Origin of the sequence: Streptomyces sp. NPDC000594 (genome assembly GCF_040299965.1) — a bacterium.
Lineage (GTDB): Bacteria > Actinomycetota > Actinomycetes > Streptomycetales > Streptomycetaceae > Streptomyces.
On sequence record NZ_JBEPCY010000014.1, the window covers coordinates 1 to 19,964 of the forward strand.

At 73.1% G+C, this 19,964-nt stretch carries 15 protein-coding genes; 12 read left to right on the top strand and 3 right to left on the bottom strand.

The features are described from left to right. Window positions 1–178: 178 nt before the first annotated feature. A complete protein-coding gene (locus ABT354_RS20395) occupies window positions 179–628 on the bottom strand; it encodes a DUF3093 domain-containing protein (RefSeq protein WP_351495702.1) in 450 nt (149 codons plus the stop codon). A gap of 219 nt (window positions 629–847) precedes the next feature. Here ABT354_RS20395 and ABT354_RS20400 point away from each other — a divergent pair, with 219 nt between their 5' ends. From ABT354_RS20400 to ABT354_RS20450, 11 genes are all read left to right on the top strand, one after another. After that, complete coding sequence (locus ABT354_RS20400) at window positions 848–1,456, top strand: PaaI family thioesterase (protein WP_351495704.1); 609 nt, start codon at window positions 848–850, stop codon at window positions 1,454–1,456. Next, a complete protein-coding gene (gene dut, locus ABT354_RS20405) occupies window positions 1,456–2,001 on the top strand; it encodes a dUTP diphosphatase (RefSeq protein ID WP_351495706.1) in 546 nt (181 codons plus the stop codon). Before ABT354_RS20400 ends, dut begins: the two co-directional genes overlap by 1 nt. 1 nt (window position 2,002) lies before the next feature. Then, complete coding sequence (locus ABT354_RS20410) at window positions 2,003–2,797, top strand: DUF3710 domain-containing protein (protein ID WP_351495708.1); 795 nt, start codon at window positions 2,003–2,005, stop codon at window positions 2,795–2,797. A 153-nt stretch (window positions 2,798–2,950) separates the two neighbouring features. After that, window positions 2,951–3,682: an ABC transporter ATP-binding protein gene (locus ABT354_RS20415; RefSeq protein WP_351495710.1), complete on the top strand. Its 732-nt coding sequence runs from the start codon at window positions 2,951–2,953 to the stop codon at window positions 3,680–3,682. A 280-nt stretch (window positions 3,683–3,962) separates the two neighbouring features. Next, entirely contained in the window at window positions 3,963–6,506 is a 2,544-nt protein-coding gene (locus tag ABT354_RS20420; RefSeq protein WP_351495712.1) for an ATP-binding protein, read from the top strand. A gap of 127 nt (window positions 6,507–6,633) precedes the next feature. Continuing rightward, complete coding sequence (locus ABT354_RS20425; RefSeq protein ID WP_351495713.1) at window positions 6,634–7,323, top strand: response regulator; 690 nt, start codon at window positions 6,634–6,636, stop codon at window positions 7,321–7,323. Between the two features lie 79 nt (window positions 7,324–7,402). Then, window positions 7,403–7,831, top strand: a complete 429-nt coding sequence (locus tag ABT354_RS20430) for an OB-fold nucleic acid binding domain-containing protein (RefSeq protein WP_502983455.1) — start codon at window positions 7,403–7,405, stop codon at window positions 7,829–7,831. 3 nt (window positions 7,832–7,834) lie between these two features. After that, complete coding sequence (locus tag ABT354_RS20435) at window positions 7,835–8,629, top strand: DUF3159 domain-containing protein (RefSeq protein ID WP_351495715.1); 795 nt, start codon at window positions 7,835–7,837, stop codon at window positions 8,627–8,629. Window positions 8,630–8,925: 296 nt separating this feature from the next. Next, complete coding sequence (locus tag ABT354_RS20440; RefSeq protein WP_351495717.1) at window positions 8,926–12,255, top strand: FtsX-like permease family protein; 3,330 nt, start codon at window positions 8,926–8,928, stop codon at window positions 12,253–12,255. Window positions 12,256–12,489: 234 nt separating this feature from the next. After that, window positions 12,490–15,207 carry an FtsX-like permease family protein gene (locus ABT354_RS20445; RefSeq protein WP_351495719.1) on the top strand — a complete coding sequence of 906 codons (2,718 nt, stop codon included), beginning with the start codon at window positions 12,490–12,492 and terminating at the stop codon, window positions 15,205–15,207. After that, window positions 15,204–16,172, top strand: a complete 969-nt coding sequence (locus ABT354_RS20450; protein WP_351495721.1) for an ATP-binding cassette domain-containing protein — start codon at window positions 15,204–15,206, stop codon at window positions 16,170–16,172. Before ABT354_RS20445 ends, ABT354_RS20450 begins: the two co-directional genes overlap by 4 nt. Before the next feature lie 150 nt (window positions 16,173–16,322). Here the strand turns inward: ABT354_RS20450 and ABT354_RS20455 are convergent, their stop codons facing one another. Together ABT354_RS20455 and ABT354_RS20460 are read right to left on the bottom strand one after the other, a co-directional pair. Beyond that, a complete protein-coding gene (locus ABT354_RS20455; protein WP_351495723.1) occupies window positions 16,323–16,985 on the bottom strand; it encodes a potassium channel family protein in 663 nt (220 codons plus the stop codon). Then, on the bottom strand, window positions 16,985–17,653 hold the full coding sequence (locus tag ABT354_RS20460) for a potassium channel family protein (RefSeq protein WP_351495725.1): 669 nt from the start codon (window positions 17,651–17,653) through the stop codon (window positions 16,985–16,987). Before ABT354_RS20460 ends, ABT354_RS20455 begins: the two co-directional genes overlap by 1 nt. Window positions 17,654–17,854: 201 nt before the next feature. On the opposite strand from ABT354_RS20460, the gene ABT354_RS20465 reads away from it, so the two are divergent. Next, the gene (locus ABT354_RS20465; protein WP_351495727.1) at window positions 17,855–19,900 is read left to right on the top strand and encodes an APC family permease; all 2,046 of its coding nucleotides are present in this window, start codon (window positions 17,855–17,857) and stop codon (window positions 19,898–19,900) included. Window positions 19,901–19,964 lie beyond the last annotated feature (64 nt).

Here is a 19,964-nt window from a genome sequence, read left to right on the forward strand (position 1 = left end):
CGTACGGAGCGACCGACCATCGCTCCGTACGGGCCCGCGCGGCGTTCCGGGACCTCCCGGGTGCCCTGACCCGTACGGGTGGCACGGCTCAGCGCTCCGTACCGCGCCCACCCGCCCGTGAGGGGCGTCTGAGGGCGTCCGGGAGCCCCCGGGACCTTTCCCCTACCGGGGAGGGGGTTCAGGCCGTCAGCGCGGCGGCCAGCGCCTTGGGGTCGCGCGTGGAGAGATAGAGATACGGCGTCGGGTCGTCGGGGTCGGTGACCCGGACCCGCAGCGCCGTCGGGACATAGCTGCGCAGCAGCATGAAGGCGCGCGGGTCGGCCTTGTACGAGCGCCAGGCGCGGGCCTCCTCCGGGTCCAGCACATCGGCCTCGCCCAGCGCCGTCAGCGGGATCCGGGCGTCCCCCGCGACCAGCGAGTCCGCCACCACCCGGATCCGGGCCGAGCCATAGGAGCTGATCATGACCGCGGTGAGGGCGGCGGCGATCACCAGGCCGCCCAGCATCGCCAGGGTGCCGATGGGGGTGGCGACCAGGGCCCCGGAGAAGCCCGCCAGGACGGGCAGCGCCCACCAGAGACGGGGGACGGTCAGTCGTTCGTCGTAGCGCGGGGCGGAAGGCTGCTGCATGGGCCCAAGCTTGGCACGGCCCGCCGCGGGGCCCGGGCGGCGGGTCCACCGGCCCTCCCGCCGGAGCCGGCCCGGACCGGGCACCGGCCCGCCCGGGATCCGGCCCGCCCGGGATCCGGCCCGCCCGGGATCCGGGCCGGGCGCCCGGCCCGGGGTCTCCCCGCGCGGTGTCCGGCTCACGTGGTCCGGCCGGGGCGACCGCGGGTAAGGTCTGCGGCTGTGAGCACTGAGAACCACCGGGAGGCGGAGTCCGCGCCCCCGTCCCTGACCCCGCCGCCGAACGCCATACCGCCGGTACGGCACCCCGCCGCCCCGGCCCCCGGTGAGCTGCTCGGTTCCCACTACGACCACTGTTTCGGCTGCGGTCAGGGCCAGCCCCACGGCCTGCACCTCGCGGCGCGCGCCGGGGACGGGGTGCGGATCACCGCCGAGTTCACCGTGCAGAGCGCCCACCAGGGCGCCCCGGGCCTGGCCCACGGCGGAGTGCTGGCCACCGCCCTCGACGAGACGCTGGGCTCGCTGAACTGGCTGCTGCGGGTGATCGCGGTGACCGGCCGGCTGGAGACCGACTTCGTCCGTCCCGTGCCCGTGGGCACCGTGCTCTTCCTCCAGGCCGAGGTCACCGCGGTGGCCGGGCGCAAGATCTACTCCCGTGCGGTGGGCCGGATCGGGGGCCCCGACGGCCCGGTGGCCGTCCGCGCCCAGGCCCTGTTCATCGAGGTCAAGGTCGACCACTTCACGGAGAACGGCCGCCCCGAGGAGATCCGGGCCGTGATGTCCGACCCCGACCAGATCCGGCGCGTCCGCGCCTTCGAGGTGAATCCCTGATGTCCCCGACGCAGAGCCCCGGCCCCGTCGACGTACTGATCCGCCGGGTGGACCCCGAGGTGCCGCTCCCCTCGTACGCGCACCCGGGCGACGCGGGCGCCGACCTGGTCACCTGCGAGGCCGCGGAGCTGGCCCCGGGCGAGCGGGCGGTGCTGCCCACCGGGGTCTCGATCGCGCTGCCCGACGGGTACGCCGCCTTCGTGCATCCGCGCTCCGGGCTCGCCGCCCGCTGCGGCGTCGCCCTCGTCAATGCCCCAGGGACGATTGATGCCGGGTACCGTGGGGAGATCAAGGTGATCGTGGTCAATCTCGACCCGCGCGAGACGGTGCGGTTCGAGCGTTTCGACCGCATTGCGCAACTGGTCGTCCAGCAGGTCGAGAAGGTGCGCTTCCACGAGGTGGCGGAGCTTCCCGGCTCGGCGCGGGCCGCGGGGGGCCTCGGGTCCACCGGCGGTCACGCCGCTGTGGGCGGATCGGCCGCGGTGGACGGCTCAACGGGTGGGAATCGATACGCTTCCGTCGTATCCGACCGGGAAGGACAGTGACGTGTTCGGACGTCGCAAGAAGAGTGGTTCCGCGCAGGACGCGGACGCAGCGGGCGAGGCCGAGCAGGTCGTCGACGAGCGCGACAGCGGGACCGCCGAGGCGGACCCCGCGGGCTCCGCGGATGAGGGGTCGCAGCGGCTGAATCTGCCGCCGGCGCCGCGGCCGGACGGCCCCTGGGACATCACCGAGGTCGGCAGCCCCGGCGAGGGCCGGGTCGACCTCGGCGGCCTCTTCGTGCCCGGGGTCGAGGGCATGGAGCTGCGGGTCGAGGTCGCCGGTGACGCGATCGTGGCGGCCACGGTCGTACTCCAGGACAGCGCCGTCCAGCTCCAGGCGTTCGCGGCCCCCAAGCACGAGGGCATCTGGGGCGAGGTGCGCGAGGAGATCGCCTCCGGCATCACCCAGCAGGGCGGGATCATCGACGAGGTCGAGGGCCCGCTGGGCTGGGAGCTGCGGGCGCAGGTGCCCGTACAGCTGCCGGACGGCACCGGCGGGGTACAGCTGGTGCGCTTTGTCGGCGTCGACGGGCCCCGCTGGTTCCTGCGCGGAGTGATCTCCGGGCAGGGCGCGGTGCAGCCCCAGGCCGCCGGACTGCTGGAGCAGATCTTCCGGGACACCGTCGTGGTGCGCGGCGATGGTCCGATGGCCCCGCGCGACCCGATCGTCCTCAAGCTGCCCGAGGACGCGCAGATGGTGCCCGAGGGTGTCCAGCAGGACGAGCAGGAGGAGGGCTCCCGCTTCTCCGGCGGCATGACCCGGCTCCAGCGCGGCCCGGAGATCACCGAGATCCGCTAGCACGTACGGCCTGGTGGGCCGCATCCCCGCACCGGAGTGTTCCGGGGGGGGTGCGGCCCACCGCCTTTTCCCCGTACTGTGCCGAGAACCCCTGATCATGGACGACAGCCGTGGTCAGCGGGGCGAACAGGAACGGACGTACGAGGGGGAGTCATGGCGGAGACGGTGGACACCAGCGGCGGGACGGCGCTTCTGGACGGCCCGGGGGCGGGCCCCATGGTGCGGGTGGAGGATCTGCACCGCTCCTACGGCACGGGGGCCGCGGCCGTGCACGCCCTGCGCGGGGTCTCCTTCGAGGTACCCCGCGGTGAGCTGGTCGCCCTCAAGGGCCGCTCCGGCTCCGGCAAGACCACGCTGCTGAATCTGGTCGGCGGGCTGGACGCCGCCGACCGGGGCCGGATCACCGTGGACGGTGTCGAGCTGGGCTCCCTCGCCGAGAACGGTCTGCTGGAGCTGCGCCGCGACCGGATCGGCTTTGTCTTCCAGTCCTTCGGGCTGATCCCGGTCCTCAGCGCCGCCGAGAACGTCGGGGTGCCGCTGCGGCTGCGCCGGACCCCCGCCCGGGAGCGGGAGGAGCGGGTCCGGCTGCTGCTCTCCCTGGTCGGGCTCGCGGACCAGGCCGATCAGCGGCCCGGGGAGCTGTCCGGCGGACAGCAGCAGCGGGTCGCCATCGCCCGCGCCCTGGCCAACCGGCCCGCGCTGCTGATCGCCGACGAGCCGACCGGGCAGCTGGACGCCGAGACCGGTCTCGCGGTGATGGAGCTGCTGCGGGCGGTGGTGCGCACCGAGTCGGTCACGGCGCTGGTCGCCACCCACGACCCCCAGCTGCTGGGGCTGGCCGACCGGGTGCTGGAGCTGAACGACGGCGATCTCGTCACCCACTGACGCCCACCGCCGCGCCCGGCTGATCACCGCCGCCGCCCCGGGGCCCGGGCAGCCGGGCCCCTGAACAGCCGGGATCCCCCGACACCCCCGGGCCGCCGGACATCAGAATCGCGTCAAAGAGGGGCCCCACTCCCCCACCCCGGCCCGAAATGACCGATTCCGGGGCCGTAAGGTCGTCGCAGCGCGACAGAGCGGCCGGTGCACCAGCCGGCCGGAGCACCTTCCGCGGTATCGGAAAGACCCGGTGCGTGTGCGGCGGTATCGGAAAGACAATGGGGCCATGGCACGCGGCAAGCTGAGGATCTACCTGGGCGCGGCACCGGGTGTGGGCAAGACGTACTCGATGCTCTCCGAGGCGCACCGCCGGGTGGAGCGCGGGACCGACTGCGTGGTGGCCTTCGTGGAGCACCACGACCGCCCGCGCACCGAGGTGATGCTCCACGGGCTGGAGCAGATCCACCGCCGGGAGCTGGAGTACCGGGGCTCCGTCTTCACCGAGATGGATGTCGACGCGGTGCTGGAGCGCCGCCCGGCCGTCGCCCTCGTCGACGAGCTGGCCCACACCAACATCCCCGGCTCCCGCAACGCCAAGCGCTGGCAGGACGTGGAGGAGCTGCTGGCCGCCGGGATCGATGTGGTGTCGACCGTCAACATCCAGCACTTCGAGTCGCTGGGCGATGTGGTCGAGTCGATCACCGGGGTACGGCAGCGGGAGACCGTGCCGGACGAGGTGGTGCGCCGGGCCGACCAGATAGAGCTGGTCGACATGACCCCGCAGGCGCTGCGCCGGCGGATGGCCCACGGCAATATCTACAAACCGGACAAGGTCGACGCGGCCCTCTCCAACTACTTCCGCCCGGGGAATCTGACCGCGCTGCGCGAACTGGCGCTGCTCTGGGTCGCCGACCGGGTGGACGAGTACCTCCAGCAGTACCGGGGCGAGCACAACATCCGTTCCACCTGGCAGGCCAGGGAGCGGATCGTGGTCGGCCTCACCGGCGGGCCCGAGGGGCAGACCCTGATCCGCCGGGCCTCCCGGATGGCCGCGAAGGGCTCCGGCAGCGAGATCCTCGCCGTCTACATCGCCCGCAGCGACGGGCTGACCTCCGCGTCGCCCAAGGAGCTGGCGGTGCAGCGGACCCTGGTCGAGGATCTGGGCGGCACCTTCCACCATGTCGTCGGCGACGACATCCCGGCCTCGCTGCTGGAGTTCGCCCGGGGGGTCAACGGCACCCAGATCGTGCTGGGCTCCAGCCGCCGCAAGGCCTGGCAGTACATCTTCGGCCCCGGCGTCGGCGCCACCGTCGCCCGGGACTCCGGCCCCGATCTCGATGTCCATATCGTCACCCATGACGAGGCCGGGAAGGGCCGGGGGCTGCCGGTGGCGCGCGGCGCCCGGCTCGGCCGCTCCCGGATCATCGCCGGCTGGCTCGTCGGTGTCGCCGCCCCGGTGCTGCTGTCGCTGCTGCTCACGGCGGTGGACGACTCCCTGGGCCTCGCCAATGACGTGCTGCTCTTCCTCTTCCTGACCGTACTGGCGGCGCTGCTCGGCGGACTGCTGCCCGCGCTCGCCTCGGCCGCGGTGGGTTCCTTGCTGCTGAACTTCTACTTCACCCCGCCGGTGCGGACCCTGACGGTGTACGACCCGAAGAACATCGTGGCGATCGTGATCTTCTTCGCGGTGGCGGTGGCGGTGGCCTCGGTGGTCGATCTCGCGGCCCGCCGCACCCATCAGGCGGCCCGGCTGCGCGCCGAGTCGGAGATACTCTCCTTCCTCGCCGGGAGCGTGCTGCGCGGGGAGACCTCGCTGGACGCCCTGCTCCAGCGGGTACGGGAGACCTTCGGCATGGAGTCGGTGGCGCTGCTGGAACGCACCAGCGATGTCGATCCCTGGACCACGGCGGGGAGTGTGGGCCCCCGGTCGGTGGTGCGGCCGGAGGACGCCGATGTGGACATGCCGGTCGGCGACCACATGGCGCTGGCGCTCTCCGGGCGGGTGCTGCCCGCCGAGGACCGGCGGGTGCTGGCGGCGTTCGCCGCCCAGGCCGCGGTGGTCCTGGACCGCCAGCGGCTGGTCGGCCAGGCGGAGCAGGCCCGTGCGCTCGCCGAGGGCAACCGCATCCGTACCGCGCTGCTCGCCGCGGTCAGCCATGATCTGCGCACCCCGCTGGCGGCGATCAAGGCGGCGGTCTCCTCGCTCCGCTCCGACGATGTCGCCTGGTCCGACGAGGACGAGGCGGAGCTGCTGGAGGGGATCGAGGACGGCGCCGACCGGCTGGACCATCTGGTGGGCAATCTGCTGGACATGTCCCGGCTCCAGACCGGGACGGTGACCCCGCTGATCCGGGTGACCGACCTGGACGAGGTGGTGCCGATGGCGCTGGTCTCCGTACCGGTGGAGAGTGTGGAGCTGGACATCCCGGAGTCGCTGCCGATGGTCTCCGTCGACCGGGGGCTGCTGGAGCGGGCCGTCGCCAACATCGTGGAGAACGCGGTCAAGTACAGTCCCGAGGACACCCCGGTCACGGTGGCGGCGAGCGCCCTGGGCGACCGGGTCGAGGTCCGGGTCGCCGACCGCGGCCCGGGGGTCCCGGACGACGAGAAGGAACGCATCTTCGAACCGTTCCAGCGGTACGGGGACGCTCCGCGCGGCGCCGGGGTGGGTCTGGGGCTGGCGGTGGCCCGGGGGTTCACGGAGGCCATGGGCGGCACCCTGTCGGCCGAGGACACCCCCGGCGGGGGTATGACCATGGTGCTCACCCTGAAGGCGGCGGCGGGCAGCGAGCCCGTCGGCGGTTCGCTGCCGGCCCAGGTGACCTCATGAGTCCGCCGGGTCACCCCGAGAAGCACCGTCCGTGCCCCGCGCAGGACAGGCCGTACCCCGAGAAGGACAGGCCGTACCCCGAGAGGGGCAGACCGTACCCCGAGAAGGACAGAGAGGCAGGCACACGATGACGAGGGTGCTGGTGGTCGATGACGAGCCGCAGATCGTACGTGCCCTCGTGATCAATCTGAAGGCCCGCAAGTACGAGGTGGACGCCGCGCCGGACGGGGCGACCGCGCTCCAGCTCGCGGCGGCCCGCCACCCCGATGTCGTGGTGCTCGACCTGGGCCTGCCCGATATGGACGGCGTCGAGGTGATCAAGGGGCTGCGCGGCTGGACCCGGGTCCCGATCCTGGTCCTCTCCGCCCGGCACACCTCCGACGAGAAGGTCGAGGCGCTGGACGCGGGGGCGGACGACTATGTCACCAAGCCGTTCGGGATGGACGAGCTGCTGGCCCGGCTGCGGGCGGCGGTCCGCCGGGCCGAGCCGGTGGGCAGCGGCGACGGCGAGGTGGTGATCGTGGAGACCGAGAGCTTCACGGTCGACCTCGCGGCGAAGAAGGTCCACCGGGACGGCCGGGATGTCCGGCTCACCCCGACCGAGTGGCATCTGCTGGAGGTCCTGGTACGGAACACCGGCCGGCTGGTCAGCCAGAAGCAGCTGCTCCAGGAGGTGTGGGGGCCTTCGTACGGGACGGAGACCAACTATCTGCGGGTCTACATGGCCCAGCTGCGCAGAAAGCTGGAGGCGGACCCCTCGCACCCCAAGCACTTCGTCACCGAGCCGGGCATGGGCTACCGCTTCGAACGCTTCTGAGAGCGGTGGCGGGGGGCAAGGGCCGCCGGCTCGCGCACGGGCCCTGGGGAGTGCCGGTGGGGGCCGGTACGCTTGCCACATGAGTGCAGTACCTCCCGCCGAGAGCGGCCCCGGGCAGGGCGGCCGGACGGCGAAACCCGCCGGCCGCTTCCGCCGCATGCTGGACCGGCTCTCCAGCTCCCAGCAGGACCTGGAGTCCGAGGAGCTGCGGGAGGACGCCCAGGCCTCGGGGTGCACCCGGATCGCCGAGTGCGGCGACCGTGAGATCGTCCGGGTGACTGGTACGTTGCGCACGGTCACCCTGCGTCCGCGGGCGGGGGTTCCCGCGCTGGAGGCGGAGCTGTTCGACGGCACCGCCCCGCTGGACGTGGTCTGGCTCGGCCGGCGCTCGATCACGGGCATAGAGCCGGGCCGCAGGCTCATCGTCTCCGGCCGGATCTCCATGAGCCATGGCCGCCGTGTGCTGTTCAACCCCACCTATGAACTCCGACCGCTCGGACAGGAGTAGCCGGTGACGTCATTCGACAAGCCGACCACCGCCACCACGAACGATCCCATCGCCCCGGACGGGTCCGCCCCCGCCGGGGCCACCACTCCCGAGGACAGCAAAGCCGTCACGGAAGCGGCGCTGTTCGAGGCGTTCGGCGGGGTGCGCGGCATGGTGGAGACCGTCGTCCCCGGACTGCTGTTCGTGACGATCTACACCATCAACAAGGATCTGCACTCCTCCGCGCTGGCGGCGCTCGCGGTCTCCGCGGTGCTGGTGGTGGTCCGGCTGCTGCGCAAGGACACCACGAAGCACGCCTTCAGCGGGATCTTCGGGGTCGCCTTCGGTGTGGTCTTCGCGATGATGACCGGCAATGCCAAGGACTTCTACCTCCCCGGGATGCTCTACACCCTCGGGCTGGCGCTGGCGTACATCATCACCGCCATCGCGGGGGTGCCGCTGATCGGGCTGATGCTGGGCCCGGTCTTCAAGGAGAACCTCTCCTGGCGGACCCGTAACCCCGGCCGGAAGCTGGCCTACACCAAGGCGAGCTGGGCGTGGGGGCTGATCCTGCTCGCCAAGTCGGCGATCCTCTTCCCGCTGTATCTCTGGGCGGACACCACCCAGTTGGGCTGGGTACTGGTGTCGCTGAAGATTCCACCGTTCCTGCTGGCGGTCTATCTGACCTGGGTCTTCCTGGCGAAGGCGCCGCCGCCGATCGATGTGTTCGCGGAGATGGAGGCCAAGGAGCGGGCGGAGCGCGAGGCCGCCGCGGCCGGGGTCACCGGGGGCTCCGCCGCCGGGCACGGCGAGCGCTAGCCCTCCCTCTCGTATCGCGTACGGTCACGGGCCGTCGGCCACCCTCGGGGTGGGCGGCGGCCCTTCGTCGTTCCCGCTGGTACCGGTTGAGGCGGCCGGAAACCATCACGGCGTGATGGGGCGGCAATTCACCCCGGCCGCAAGGCAACCTCCCTGATCACAATCACATCAAGTTCTATCGGAGAGCGCTTTCCTCCATCGGGTGCTGTCTGAAAGCATCCGGCAACGGCATCCTTACCGAACATTCGTTCCGGTTGCCGTGCTGACCAGGGGACACGGGGATCAGGGGGCGTACGGTGGCGGGGTTTGTCTTTCTCCGCGCGCGGGGGCATCGACTGCTGTTGGCAGCCGCCTTGCTCGCGATCGTGCTGACCACCGCCGTCCTCGCCACCCTCGCCGGCTTCGCCGGTTCGGTCGGGGACGCGGGCCTGCGCCGGGCGCTCACCACCCGGGACACGGCACCGGCCGCGCTGATCATGACCTCGGAGACCCCCGGCGCCGACCGCGCCGCCGCGACCCGGGACGCCCGGCGCGGCGCCGAGCGCGCCTTCGACGGACTGCCGGTCACCCTCAGCAGGTTCGACCGCTCGGGGGCGTACGGGCTGCCGCGCTCGCTCCGTCCGGCGGCGGACCGGTCCGACGAACCCGATCTCACCTCCTTCGCCGTCCTGGACCGCTCCCGGCTGCGGCTGACCGCCGGTGCCTGGCCCGGCGGCGGGGACGGCTCACCGGTGGAGGTCGCGCTGCCCGAGGCGGCGGCCAAGCAGCTGAAGCTCTCCCCCGGCCCCCGGGTCATCAAGCTCACCGACCGGCTGGGCGGCGACCCCGTCCGGATCCGGATCACCGGCGTCTACCGGCCCGCCGACAGCCGTGACCCGTACTGGCAGCTGGACGACCTGGCTGGCCGCGGGGTGCGCACGGAGGCCGTCTTCACCACCTACGGACCGCTGGTCACCGACCCGCGCGCCTTCCGTGCCGACCGGATCAGCAAGGGCGAGCTGGCCTGGCTCGCCACCGCCGACTTCGACGCCCTGGAGTCCGGCCGGATCGACGCGCTGCGCGCCGCCGCCAAGAAGAGCCAGGCGCATCTCACGGCGCTGCCCGCGCTCAAGGACGCCGGGGTCGTCGCGCGCACCGGGCTGCCGGAGACCCTGGACCGGCTGGAGCGGGCGCTGCTGGTCTCCCGGGCCACCCTGCTGATCGTCTCCTTGCAACTGGTGCTGCTCGCCGGGTACACACTGCTGCTGGTCGCCCGGCTGCTGAGCAGCGAGCGCGCGGGCGAGACCCATGTCCTGCTGGCCCGGGGCGCCTCCCGGCTGCGGATCGTCGGGCTCTCCGCGCTGGAGGCGCTGCTGCTGGCGCTGCCCGCCGCGATCTGCGCCCCGCTGATCGCCGGGCCGCTGACCGGGCTGCTGGCGGAGCGCGGCCCGCTGGCCCGTGCCGGGCTGCGGATCGATTCCGGGCCGACGCCCACGCTCTGGCTGGTCGGTGCCGCGGTGGCGCTGCTGTGCGCGATGGCCGTGGTCGCCCCCGCGCTGACGGCGGCACGGGCCGGACAGCGGCGGACCCGTGAGGTGCCGGGGCCGCTGCGGGCCGGGGCGGATCTGGCGCTGCTCGCGCTCGCCGCCGTCGCCTACTGGCAGCTGGAGCGGCGTACCTCGGGCGGTGACGCCCTCGGCGGCGACCGGAACGGATCGCTGGGCATCGACCCGCTGCTGGTGGTGGCGCCCGCGCTGGCGCTGCTCGCCGCCACGGTGCTGACCCTGCGGCTGCTGCCGCCGGTCGCGCGGTTCGCCGAGCGGGGGGCCGCCCGGGGCCGGGGTCTGATCGCCCCGCTCGCGGGCTGGCAGTTCAGCCGCCGGCCCCGCCGGGGCACCGGACCGGTGCTGCTGCTGGTCCTCGCGGTCGCGATGGGCATGCTGGCGATCGGTCAGAGCGCTTCCTGGGACCGCTCGCAGGACGACCAGGCCGACTTCGCCTCCGGGGCGCCCGTACGGGTGCTGAACGGGGGGACGACACCGCAGTTCGGCCAGTCCGGGATCTACGACACGATGCCGGGCGTCCGGACCACCGTGGCGGCGGCCCGTACCGGGATGCCCGTCTCGGGCGGCCGGCAGGCGACCGTCCTGGCGCTGGACACCGCGCGCGCCGACGGTGGACTGCGGCCCCGGCGGGACCTGGTGGACGGCGACCCGGCACGGCTGCTGAAGCCGCTGGTGCCGAAGCGGGCCACCCCGGCCGGGGTGGTCCTGCCCGAGGACACCGACCGGCTCACGGCCGATCTGCGACTGCGGGTGCCCGAGAAGGCTGGCCGGACCCGCCCCGTGACCGTCTCCGTCGTCGTGCAGGACCGCTACGGGGTGCCGTACCGCATGCCGCTGGGCGATCTCCGCCCGGACGGCGAGCGGCACTCCCTCACCCTGGACCTCGCGGCCGCCGCCGAGGCACCGCTCGGCCGGGCGGCGGGCCCGCTCACGCTGACCGCCGTCGAGCTGGACGAGACCGGCGCCTCCCAGCGGATCGCCGTCCGCGAGCTGACCCTGGAGAAGCTGCGGGCGATCGGCCCGGACGGCACGGACCGTCAGGTCACCATGCCGTCGGACGCGGACTTCCGGGAAACCCTCTCGGGCGGCGAGAGTTCCGACCCCACCGACGAGCGGTCCGCGAAGCCCGCCGTGACCTCGGTACGGTCGACGCCGGGCACCCCGCTGGAGGTGCGGTACCACACGGGCCGCTCCTGGTGGGACGGCTGGAGCGCGGAGCCCTCGGTGACGGTACGGCTCACCCTGCGGCAGCCCGCCGCGCCGGTGCCCGCCGCGCTGATCACCGAGCGGTTCGCACGGTCGACGGGGGCGAAGGAAGGTTCGACCCTCACGGTGCCGGTCTCCGGCGAAGAGGTGAAGGTGCGGGTCGCCGGGGTGGCCCGGCAACTGCCCACGCTGGGCCCGGCGGCGGTGCTCGACGGCACCGGTCCGGCCGGCCGCGACGGCGGTGCGGTCCTGGTCGATCTGCGCGCCGTCAACCAGGTGCTCGCGGGCCGCACCGACCATGGGCTGCCGCCGAGCGAGTGGTGGCTCCACCCGGAGCCCGGCGCGGTGGACCGGGTCGCGTCGGCCCTGCGGGAGCGGCCCTCGCTGGACGCGGGCCAGATCCAGGTCCGGGACGAGGTCGCCGACGCGCTGCACCGGGACCCGCTGGGCGCGGGGCCGCAGTCCGCGCTCTTCGCCGCGACCCTCGCGGCGGCCCTGCTCGCGGCGGTGGGCTTCGCCGTGGCCACGGCGGGGGCGCTGCGGGAACGCTCGGCGGAGTTCGCCGTGCTGCGGGCGCTGGGGGCGCCCCGGCGGCAGCTCGCCCGGCTGGTGGCGATGGAACAGTCGCTGCTGATCGCGCTGGCGCTGCTGATCGGGGTGGGCATCGGTACGGTCCTCACCCGGGCGGTGGTCCCGCTGATCGTGCTGACCGGCCGCGCGACCCAGCCGGTCCCGTCGGTCCTGGTCGAGCTGCCGTTCGACCGGGTCGCCCTGCTCCTGGTGGCGGTGGCGGCGGCGCCGGTCCTGATGGTGGCCGGACTCGCCCTGCGCCGGGCCGAGTCGGCGACGGCGCTGCGCGTCCCGGGAGGCGAGTGAGATGGCCCGCGCCCCCTTCCCCGTACCGCACCGCCCCACACCACGGCCGGCACCACCGGCCGCCCACCCGGCCACGGTTCCCGCAGGGCCCCCCGCGAGCCCGCGTCACGACACCGCGCGGGCGGCGACCCGTACCGCCACCGGCCCTGAGCGCCCTTCCGCGAGCGGGGACGGCGCGGGCACGAGGGCGACGACGAGCACGAACACACGAACGAGCACAAGGAGGCGGGCGGGGTGAAGGCGGTCGCTCCCTGGGTCCGGACCCGGTTGCGCACAGCCGCCGGTTCCGCCGTGGCCCTGGGCATTCTGGTCCTGGTCACCGCGTTTCTGGCGGCGGCGTTCCCCCGCGCCGTGGACACCTACGAGGGCGAGGGGCTGCGGGACGGGGTACGCGCGAGCGAGCCGGAGCAGCGGGCCATCGGGCTGACGGCCGCGACGCCCAAGGAGGGCGACGCGAAGGAGCAGGCCGCCCATCTGGCCCCCGGGCGGCTCACGGAGCAGTACCGTGCCGCGCGGGCCCGGCTGCCCGAGCCGCTGCGGACGGACGGCGCGGGTTCCTCGTACGGCGCCCGGACCGTCCGGCCGAACGCGGCGACGGACGACTGGCTGCCCCAGCTGGACGGCGGCGGGCCGGTGTTCACGGTCGCCGCCCAGGCCGATCTCGCCGACCACGCCGTGGTGCGCTCGGGACGGCTGCCCCGGTCCGGCGGGGCGTCACCCGACGACCGGACGGTGGAGGCCGCGGTGACCACCGCCACCGCCAGGACCCTGAAGATCAAGGTCGGTTCGACGGTCCGGCTGGCCCGGGAGACCGCACGGGGCGCGCTCGCCGTGAAGGTGACCGGCATCGTGGAGCCCCGGCGTCCGGACTCCGACTACTGGGCGTACGAGCCGGTGCTGCGCGCCCCGGTGAAGCGCTGGAAGCCGTCGGCCCCGCCGGTCCCGTACTGGCAGGGCGCGCTGCTGCTGCCGCTGCGGGCGGCCCCCGTACTGCCGTCGCTGGGCCCCGGCACCGAGGCGTACTGGCGGCTGTCGGTGGAGACCGACGGGCTGACCGCCACCGATCTGCCCGCGCTGCGCTCCGCCATCGCCTCCGTGGAGAGCGGCCCAACGCTGAGCGCCCTGCGCGAGGGCGACTATCCGGCCCTGGCGGCGGCGACCGGTCTCGACGGGGTGCTGATCCGGTACGAGGAGACACTGCGGGCCATCGACCCGGTGGTCGCGGTCGCCGCGTTCGGCGCCGGAACGGTCATGGTCGTGGTGGTGGTGATGGCCGGCGGGCTGGCCGCCACCCGGCGCCGGTCCGAGCTGACCCTGGTGCGTTCGCGGGGTGCCTCGCTGCGCGGGATCGCGGGCCGGCTGGCGGCGGAGGTCGCCGTTCCGGTGGTGCCCGCCGCCGCGCTGGGCGCCGTCCTCGCCGCTCTCGCGGTCCCCGAGGGCCGGGCCCTGCCCGCCGCGCTCGCCGCGGGCGCCGTCGCGCTGCTCTCCTGCGCCGCGCTCCCCGTCCATGCCGTGGTGCGCCACCGCCGGGCCCGGCTGCACGAGGAGCGCGAGGACTCCGGCACCGCCCGGCCGTCGCGCCGCCGGATCGTCGCCGAGGCGACCGTGCTGGTGCTGGCGGTGGCCGCCGCGTACGCGCTGCGCAGCCGGGGCGCGGGCACCGGCTCGGGCGCCGGCGACCAGCTGGTCAGCGCCGCACCGGTGCTGGTCGGGGTGGCCTCCGCGCTGGTACTCGTACGGCTGTATCCGCTGCCGCTGCGGCTGCTGGCCCTGCCGCTGGCGCGGAGCCGGGGCGCGCTCGGTTTTCTGGCGCTGGCCCGTGCGGGCCGCGCCCCCGCCACCACCGCGCTGCCCCTGCTGGCGCTGCTGGTGGCGCTGATGACCGCCGCGTTCGGCGGCTCGGTGCTCGCCGGGATCGACGCCGCGCGGGACCGTGCCGCGCTGCTCACGGTCGGCGCCGACGCCCGGGTGGAGTCCTCCCGCGAGGAGCTGCCCGAGGGGGCGGTGCAGCGGGTACGGGCGCTGCCCGGGGTCGAGGACGTGGTCACCGTCCGCCGGGAGTTCGATCTGGACCTCGGGGACGGCGGTGGCGCGGTCGTCACCCTCTTCGCGGTGGACTCGGCGGCGTACGCGCGGCTCGCCGGCGAGCTGGGCCAGGGCGAGTTCGACGCGAAGACGCTGACCGGGGGGTCGGGTCCGCTGCCCGCGCTGGCCTCGCCCCTGGTCGCCGAGCGGATCGGCGACAGCCCGGTGATCGTCGGTACCTCCGACGGACAGTTCGGGATACGGGTCGTGGCGGAGCGCGAGGCCCTGCCCGCGCTCTTCGGGGGCAGCTTCGTGGTGGTCGACGCCGGGCGGCTGAACTGGCCGCTGGGCCCGACGACCCTGCTGGTCTCCGGCGACGGTCTGTCGTCCGCCGCGCTGACGAAGGCGGTGGGCGGCCGGGCGACGGTGGAGTCCCGGGCCGAGGAGCGGTCCGCCTTCACCGACGCACCCGTCCAGCGGGGCGCGGAGCGGATCTATGTCGCGGCGGCGGCCACCGGCGCCGGATACGCGGTGGTGGCGGTGCTGCTCTCGCTGATGCGCGCCGCCCCCGAGCGGACCGCGCTCCTGGCCCGGCTGCGGACCATGGGCCTGACCCGCCGTCAGGGCCGCCGTCTGCTGGTCCTGGAGAACCTTCCGCAGACCCTGCCCGCGGGCATCGGGGGCGCCCTGGTGGGCTGGGGGGCGATCCTGCTGCTCGCACCCGGGATCGATCTGGCCGGGCTGGCGCTGACCGGCGACGGACGGTTCGACGCCCTGGGCGCGGTGGAGCTGCGGCCCGACGCCTGGAGTCTGCTGGTGCCCGCGCTGGCCGTGGTGGTCCTCGCGGCGGGGGTGGTGGCGCTCCAGGCGTGGGCGGTCACCCGGCGTACGACAACGACCGAGCTGAGGGTGGGAGACACGCGATGAGCGAGCCGCTGGATCTGCGGGAGCTGGAGCGGCGGGCGGTGGCCGGCCGGGAGGGCCCCGGCTACGGCCATGACGCGCTGATCACCTGCGACCGGCTGGTGCGCATCTTCAGCACCGACGGGGTGGAGGTGCAGGCGCTCCAGGGGCTGGATCTGCTGGTACGGGAGGGTGAGCTGCTGGCCCTGGTGGGGGCGTCCGGAAGCGGCAAGTCCACGCTGATGAACATCCTGGCGGGGCTGGACGAGCCGACGGCGGGCGCGGCCCGGGTCGCCGGGTGCGATCTGCTGGCGATGGGCGCGAAGGAGCGGCTGCGCTACCGGCGCGAGGTGGTCGGGTTCGTCTGGCAGCAGACGGCCCGCAATCTGCTGCCGTATCTGACGGCGATACAGAATGTGGCCCTGCCGATGCAGTTGCGGGGGCGGGTGACCGGGCGCGGGAGCAAGCGGGCGGAGCGCGCCGAGGCGTTGCTGAGGATGCTGGAGGTGGCGGAGTGCCGGGACCGGCGTCCGCACCAGATGTCCGGCGGTCAGCAGCAGCGGGTGGCCATCGCGGTGGCGCTGGCGAACGAGCCGTCGGTGCTGCTGGCGGACGAGCCCACGGGTGAGCTGGACTCGCATACGGCGGAGCAGATCTTCGAGGCGTTCCGGACCGCCAATGAGGAGCTGGGGACGACGATCGTGATCGTCACCCATGACCAGGCGGTGGCGTCGGAGGTGCGGCGGACGGTGGCGATCCGGGACGGGCGGACCTCGACGGAGATCCTGCGCCGTACGGAGGTGGACACGGCGACGGGTCAGGAGTCGCTGGTGGCGCGGGAGTACGCGATGCTGGACCGGGCGGGGCGGCTCCAGCTTCCGGCGGAGTACACCCAGGCGCTGGGGATGCGGGACCGGGTGCTGCTGGAGCTGGAGCCGGACCATATCGAGATCCGGCCGGACGACCGGGAGGCGGGGACGGGCGCCTGAGGCCTCCCGGCGCCCTTGGCCCCCGCTCCCCCTGGCCCTCGATCAGCCTGGCCCTCGGTCCGCCGGAGACCGGGGGCCGGAGCACCCCGGTCGTCCGGCCGCCCTGCGGCTCTCAGCGGATCCCCGCCGCCCCCGGCCGCCCCGCGGCTCTCAGCGGCGTACCGACAGCAGCTCCTCCAGCTGCTCCTCCCGCGCCTGCGCGGCCACGAACAGCAGCTCGTCGCCCGCCTCCAGGGTCTCCTCCGGGCTGGGCGTGAGCACCCGGGAGCCCCGGATGATGGTGACCAGGGTGGTGTCCGGCGGCCAGTCCACGTCCCCGACCTGGGTGCCCGCGATCCCCGACTCGGGCGGCAGGGTCAGCTCCACCAGATTGGCGTCGCCATGGCTGAAACGCAGCAGCCGTACCAGATCGCCGACGCTCACGGCCTCCTCCACCAGCGCGGACATCAGCCGCGGGGTGGAGACGGCGACATCGACGCCCCAGGACTCGTTGAAGAGCCACTCGTTCTTGGGGTTGTTGACCCGGGCGACCACCCGGGGCACCCCGTACTCGGTCTTGGCCAGCAGGGAGACGACCAGATTGACCTTGTCGTCGCCGGTGGCGGCGATGACCACATGGCAGCGCTGGAGCGCCGCCTCGTCCAGCGAGGTGATCTCGCAGGCGTCGGCGAGCAGCCACTCGGCCTGCGGCACCCGCTCGACCGAGATCGCCGTCGGCGCCTTGTCGATCAGCAGGACCTCGTGTCCGTTCTCCAGCAGTTCCCCGGCGATGGAACGGCCCACCGCGCCGGCGCCGGCAATCGCGACCCGCATCAGTGACCGTCCTCCTCGGGTCCTTCGGCGAACGCCGCCTCGACCTTCTCGATCTCGTCCGTCCGCATCATGATGTGCACCAGGTCACCCTCCTGGAGCACGGTCTGCGAGGTGGGCAGGACCGCCTCGCCGAGCCGGGTGAGAAAGGCGACCCGGACGCCGGTCTCGTCCTGGAGCCTGCTGATCTTCTGTCCGATCCAGGCGGGCGAGGTGTGCACCTCGGCGAGTTGTACCGCCCCGCTGGGGTCGCGCCAGAGCGGCTCGGCGCCGGACGGCAGCAGCCGGCGGAGCATCTGGTCGGCGGTCCAGCGGACGGTGGCGACGGTCGGGATGCCGAGTCGCTGATAGACCTCGGCCCGGCGGGGGTCGTAGATCCGGGCGGCGACATTCTCGATGCCGAACATCTCGCGGGCCACCCGGGCGGCGATGATGTTGGAGTTGTCGCCGCTGCTGACGGCGGCGAAGGCCCCCGCCTCCTCGATGCCCGCCTCACGGAGGGTGTCCTGGTCGAATCCGACGCCGGTCACCCGGCGCCCGCCGAACGAGGATCCCAGCCGGCGGAAGGCCGTGGGGTCCCGGTCGATCACGGCGACCGTGTGCCCCTGTTGCTCCAGGGTCTGCGCGAGAGCGGCTCCCACTCGCCCGCATCCCATGATGACGATGTGCACGACCGTCCTTCCGGCTGCCACTGCTGGCAATTCTTTGCACAGTATTTAACGGTGCTCTGGCTTAAAGGGTCTCAGACCTCGGCCCAAGCTACACATGCTTGGTACGCCTGGGACAGCGGGTATGACGGGAGCCCGAGATTCCGCCGGAGCGCGGGGGCGGCGGGTGTGCGCACCCCTTATGGACCCCTTACGATCCTCTCCGTGTCCAAACTGACCGACCTGCCCAAACGGATTCTCATCGGCAGGGCGCTGCGCAGTGACCGGCTCGGCGAAACGCTGCTTCCCAAGCGCATCGCCCTGCCCGTCTTCGCCTCCGACCCCCTGTCCTCCGTCGCATACGCACCGGGTGAAGTGCTGCTGGTGCTGTCCGTGGCAGGTGTGGCGGCCTACCAGTACAGCCCCTGGATCGCGCTCGCCGTGGTGGTGCTGATGTTCACGGTGGTCGCCTCGTACCGCCAGAACGTGCACGCCTATCCCAGCGGCGGCGGCGACTACGAGGTCGCCAACACCAATCTCGGCCCCCGGGCCGGACTGACCGTCGCCAGCGCGCTGCTGGTGGACTATGTGCTCACCGTGGCCGTCTCGATCTCCTCCGGAGTCGAGAACCTCGGCTCGGCGATCCCGTTCGTGGTCGAGCACAAGGTACTGAGCGCCTTCGTGGTCATCGCATTGCTCACCGTGATGAATCTGCGGGGTGTCCGGGAATCGGGCAAGCTCTTCGCGATTCCGACATATGTCTTTGTCGGCGGTGTCTTCATCATGATCGCCTGGGGCGCGTACCAGGGCATTGTGCTGGACGAAACAATGAAGGCGCCGACCGCGGATTTGGAGATCAAGGCGGAACACGCCGGGCTCGCGGGATTCGCGATGGTCTTTCTGCTGCTGCGGGCCTTCTCCTCGGGGTGCGCCGCGCTCACCGGGGTCGAGGCGATCAGCAATGGGGTACCGGCGTTCCGCCGCCCCAAGTCCCGGAACGCGGCGTCGACGCTGGCGCTGATGGGGCTGCTCGCGGTGACGATGTTCTGCGGAATCATCGGACTGGCGATGGCCACCGATGTGAAAATGGCCGAGAACCCGGCACACGATCTGCTCCGCGACGGGGTCCCCGTCGGCGACGGCTATGTGCAGAACCCGGTGATCTCCCAGGTCGCCGCCGCCGTCTTCGGTGACGGCACCTTCTTCTTCGTCCTGCTGGCGGCGGCGACGGCACTCGTCCTCTTCCTCGCCGCGAACACCGCGTACAACGGCTTTCCGCTGCTCGGCTCGATACTGGCGCAGGACCGCTATCTGCCGCGCCAGCTCCACACCCGGGGCGACCGGCTGGCCTTCTCCAACGGCATTGTGCTGCTGGCGGGGGCGGCGGCGCTGCTGGTGTGGGTGTACGGAGCGGATTCCACCAAGCTGATCCAGCTCTATATCGTCGGGGTCTTCGTCTCCTTCACCCTGAGCCAGACCGGCATGGTGCGCCACTGGAACCGCCATCTGCGGACCGAGCGGAATCCGGCCAAGCGCCGCCATATGATCCGCTCCCGGGCGATCAACGCGTTCGGCGCGTTCTTCACCGGACTGGTGCTGGTGGTGGTCCTCGCCACGAAATTCACCCATGGCGCCTGGGTGGCCCTGCTGGGCATGGTGATCTTCTACGCGATCATGAGCGCGATCCGGCGCCACTACGACCGGGTCTCCGAGGAGATCGCCGCCCCCGACGAGCCGGGCGAGGACAGCGTCCGCCCCTCCCGGGTCCATGCCATCGTCCTGGTCTCCCGGATCCACCGGCCGACCCTGCGGGCGCTGGCGTACGCCAAGCTGATGCGGGTCGACAAGCTGGAGGCGCTCTCCATCAATGTGGACCCGCAGGAGACCACGGCGCTGCGGGCGGAGTGGGAGCGGCGCGGGATCAATGTGCCGCTGAAGATCCTGGACTCGCCCTACCGGGAGATCACCCGGCCGGTGATCGACTATGTGAAGGGGCTGCGGCGGGAGAGCCCGCGCGATGTGGTGAGCGTGGTGATCCCGGAGTACGTGGTGGGTCACTGGTACGAGCATCTGCTCCACAACCAGAGCGCGCTGCGGCTCAAGGGGCGGCTGCTGTTCACCCCCGGGGTGATGGTGACCTCCGTCCCGTACCAGCTGGTCTCCTCCGAGAAGGCGCGCAAGCGGGCGCGGCGGAGGCAGAACTGGGCGGCGCCGGGATCGGTCCGCCGGGGCCTGGTGGACGAGCGGCCCAAGGAGCCCGCCGGGGACTGAACGCCCCGGCGCGACGTAGACTGGTGGGCTGCGCCCCGCCTTCCGGAGCGAGCAGATCATCGAC

Coding starts and splice junctions, on each gene's coding strand:
- ABT354_RS20450 (WP_351495721.1), top strand. CDS start 15,204: ATGAGCGAGCCGCTGGATCTGCGGGAGCTGGAGCGGCGGGCGGTGGCC.
- ABT354_RS20395 (WP_351495702.1), bottom strand. CDS start 628: ATGCAGCAGCCTTCCGCCCCGCGCTACGACGAACGACTGACCGTCCCC.
- ABT354_RS20415 (WP_351495710.1), top strand. CDS start 2,951: ATGGCGGAGACGGTGGACACCAGCGGCGGGACGGCGCTTCTGGACGGC.
- ABT354_RS20420 (WP_351495712.1), top strand. CDS start 3,963: ATGGCACGCGGCAAGCTGAGGATCTACCTGGGCGCGGCACCGGGTGTG.
- ABT354_RS20455 (WP_351495723.1), bottom strand. CDS start 16,985: ATGCGGGTCGCGATTGCCGGCGCCGGCGCGGTGGGCCGTTCCATCGCC.
- ABT354_RS20430 (WP_502983455.1), top strand. CDS start 7,403: ATGAGTGCAGTACCTCCCGCCGAGAGCGGCCCCGGGCAGGGCGGCCGG.
- dut (WP_351495706.1), top strand. CDS start 1,456: ATGTCCCCGACGCAGAGCCCCGGCCCCGTCGACGTACTGATCCGCCGG.
- ABT354_RS20425 (WP_351495713.1), top strand. CDS start 6,634: ATGACGAGGGTGCTGGTGGTCGATGACGAGCCGCAGATCGTACGTGCC.